This window comes from Methanobrevibacter sp., from assembly GCF_030539555.1.
Lineage (GTDB): Archaea > Methanobacteriota > Methanobacteria > Methanobacteriales > Methanobacteriaceae > Methanocatella.
Map to the genome: position 1 here is coordinate 1 of NZ_JAUNXX010000103.1, position 3,703 is coordinate 3,703.

The window sequence follows — 3,703 nt, forward strand, 5'->3', positions numbered from 1 at the left end:
TCCAACAAGAAGAAGTGGGATACTATGCAGAAGAACCAGCTGTTAACAAAGTTGCAAATGATGATGATTTTATTTACCCAGATCATTCTTATGAACCACAACCAACCAGTGCCAGAATGGATTTAGAAGACAAATATGAAAAATACTTAGATGACTTATATTTTGATGAAACTGAAGTTCCTTTAGATGAACAACTTGCAAAAGATGAAGAACAATACGGATCTTTAACCAAAAGAAAATACAAACCTCAAAAAGCTCCTGCTAAAGACCAAAAAAGAGCAAAATCTAAAAAACCTGAAACACCTGAAGAAATGGAAGCCAGGATTAGAGCTGAAATAATGGCAGAGCAAGGTACTGAGCCTAAAAAAGGAAGAAAATCAAAAGATAAAAACATCCATAATTTAAATTATCAAGATGAAAAAGAACCAATGGGAGTTATCGACATACTATTAACAATTATCTTAGTTATTGTTATTTTAGTTGTTATTTATTACTTGATTTACTTATTCGTACTTAGCACAAGTTATCCGACATTTATGGATGCGGTATTTGGACTTACAAATCCACAAAATGTTATTAATAACATCGTAAGTAGCCGTGGTTAAAATAATGAAATATTTTCATTATTTACCTTATGCTTAAATTTCTTTAAACACTCTTCATTTTTATATCCTAAAATCCGGATATTTGATGGATATCCATCAATATATTCGGAAACAACACTTTTTTTAATTGGATTTTCTAAAATGCTTAAGATACGTTCTTTGTAATGTGTTGAAAATCCAAAAAGTATTGACTCTTTCAGGTCATTCAAATTATCGAAAGATCTGTTATCTACAATGTTTTTTGCTAACTTCTCATTGAATAAATTCAATCCAGCCAACTGCTCAAAAGTAAAATTATTGGCAGTGTTTAAAATGGAATCAACATCACGGATCCCATAAATAATTGAATCATCTTTGATTGCCTGTTTTAAAACTTCGACAGTTTCTGAAGGCATCATATTCAAAACATTGGTAAAATTATCTTCCATGATGCTCTGTCTTATTAAAGTTCCGCTCACTCCTTCAATTCGTTCAACAAATAGAAACTTATCCTTAAAATCAAATCCAATTTTAGATAGAGAATTTGCAAATGAAGTTATAACATAATTATCTTCTTCAAGTTTATCTTTTAAAAGAATTTCACCAGTTGTCTTATCAACAATTTTATAAGGTTTTGGAGCTATATGGTGCCCCATATTTATTCTTTTTAAGATTTCATCAAAACCGGCTACTTTTTTATATCCTCTAGGAATGTGAGAAGTATTTAATGCCTTAAACATTTTACACAGACATAATGAATATTGACCTGATCCCATAATTCCCATAGGAGGCCCTTCAACGACAATATCAGCCCCCACCGAAATTGCAATTTTTGCCCTAAGTTCTCTTGGCAATATATATGGAATGCCCCTACCACTTCTCTCAAATAAACCAGGTACAACAGCTACAAATAACGAGTTAGGAAAATGATGTTTTGCAGTTTTCATGCAATGAAAATGACCGTTATGTAACGGATTATATTCTGTGAAATCTGCGACCAAATTAATATCAGATGAATCCTTTGAAATTTTATAATCACATTCCAAATCCTTGAAAAATAATTCCATATCTCTTTTTAGAATATCCTGAACCTGAGACATATTATAAAATATAATCTTCAAATTAAAAAAAATTTATGTTTCATGAAAATCATAATAAGTATTAACTGAAATGATGGGAGTTAAAATATGGGTTTAGTTATAAAAAATTGTAAGTTAGTTGATAAAACTGGAGAATACTACATAAAAATCGATGAAGGAAAAATTACAGATATTTCAAAAACACCACTCAAAGCAAACGAAACAATTGACATTAAAAATAATTATATTTTTCCAGGTTTTATTGACCCCCACATTCATTTTAGAGATCCCGGATTAACTCAAAAAGAAGATTTTAAAACCGGAAGTCTGAGTGCTGCAAATGGAGGATTTACAACTGTATTTGACATGCCCAATACACTACCAAAAACTAACACATTCAAAGCACTTAAAGAAAAAATTAAGATAGCCGAATCAAAATCAGTTGTCAATTTCGAACTTCTGGCTGGAACCAATACCCTTGAAGAAATGGAAAAAATGATGAAACTAAATCCAATCGCATTTAAAATTTTCATGGACTTGGAAAGTGATGAAAGTTTAGAGAATACTTTCCAAAATCTATCCTTACTGAAAGAAAAAACAGAGTATAATGGACTAGTGGCAACTCATTGTGAAAAAAAATCGATTGTTGAAAGAGAAACAAATAAATTAAAACAAAAAGATGAAAATAAAGCGATTGATTATAGTTATGCTAGACCTGCAGCATCTGAAGATGAATCAGTGAAACAAGCTATTGAACTTGCAAAAACAAATAATTTATCCTTACATATCTGTCACTTAAGCTCAAGAAAATCATTAGATATTGCAAAAAATGCAAGTAAAACCCAAGCTGTAAGCTGGGAATTTACACCACATCATTTGCTATTAAACAATTCAGCATATAACATATATGACACATTCATAAAAACCAATCCTCCGCTTAGAGAGGAACAAGATAGCGTGAAAATTAGTGATTTAGATTCCAACTCCATAATCGGAACCGATCATGCCCCCCACACTATGGAAGACAAACAGAAAGGAGTATGGAATTCATCACCAGGGATTCCTAATTTAGAAACAGTAGTTCCTCTACTTTTAACAGAAGTTAACAAAGGAAATTTAGATTTGAAATTGATACAAAAAATATTTTCATATAATGCTTCAAAAATCTATGGCTTAAAAAACAAAGGTGAAATAGCGATTGGAAAAGATGCTGATTTTACGGTAATTGATTTGAAAAGAGAAGGCATTTTCAACATTGATGAATTTAAAACAAAAGCTGAATATTCACCATTTGACGGGAAAAAATACATTGGAATGCCAGTAATGACAATTGTCAACGGAAAAACAGTAATAGACAAAATATAACTAATTTTTAAAAAAAAAGAAAATAAAAAAGGTGTGTTATCACACCTATTTATAACATAATGCGTCTTCTGGACATGCTTCAAGACATTGACCACATAAAGTACAGAATCCTGCAATTGGTAATTTAGGATTTTCTGTTTTGTGAATCATGTCGTAAGGACATGCTTCGATACAGTCACCACATTGGTCACATTTAGATGGGTTGAATGCAATTCTGTCTCTAGCAACAGGTTCGCCATCAATAGTTACTTCATATTGTTCTACTTTCAATGCATCGTTAGAACATACTGAAGCACAAGCTCCACATCTAATACAACTAGTGAAAGATGGTTCAGCATCAGTTTCTACTAAAGCAGGGCAGGACATACCAGTTTTGGTAACTACACGAATAGCTTCAGTAGGACATTTGTTAGCACATGCTCCAATGAAATCACATTTTTCTGCATCTCTTCCAATACCTTCTGCATCTACAGGTGCACCTTCACCCCATTCTACATCAATTTCTAATGCATCAACAGGACAAAGTTTTACACATAAACCACATGCAGCACATACACTAGGAATTGCAACAGTTAAACTAGAACTGTTAGCTGCAATAAAGTCTCCAGGACATGCTTCTACACAGGTGTTACATCCGATACATTTAGCGGAATCGAAAGTGAAAGATTTGATTTC

General features: G+C 32.1%; 3 protein-coding genes and 1 pseudogene. 2 read left to right on the forward strand and 2 right to left on the reverse strand.

From position 1 onward, the window contains the following. Window positions 1-605, forward strand: a pseudogene (locus Q4Q55_RS09960) (ATPase); the annotation flags it as partial. On the opposite strand, the gene Q4Q55_RS09965 reads toward Q4Q55_RS09960, so the two are convergent. Beyond that, window positions 602-1,684, reverse strand: a complete 1,083-nt coding sequence (locus Q4Q55_RS09965) for a nucleotidyltransferase family protein (protein ID WP_303372653.1) — start codon at window positions 1,682-1,684, stop codon at window positions 602-604. The pseudogene Q4Q55_RS09960 and the gene Q4Q55_RS09965 sit on opposite strands and share 4 nt — an antisense overlap. Window positions 1,685-1,771: 87 nt before the next feature. Between Q4Q55_RS09965 and Q4Q55_RS09970 the strand changes: the two genes are divergently transcribed. Further along, window positions 1,772-3,028 carry a dihydroorotase family protein gene (locus Q4Q55_RS09970; RefSeq protein WP_303372654.1) on the forward strand — a complete coding sequence of 419 codons (1,257 nt, stop codon included), beginning with the start codon at window positions 1,772-1,774 and terminating at the stop codon, window positions 3,026-3,028. A gap of 45 nt (window positions 3,029-3,073) precedes the next feature. On the opposite strand, the gene Q4Q55_RS09975 is transcribed toward Q4Q55_RS09970, so the two are convergent. Further along, on the reverse strand, window positions 3,074-3,703 hold a 630-nt coding region (locus Q4Q55_RS09975), incomplete at its 5' end, for a 4Fe-4S binding protein (RefSeq protein ID WP_303372655.1).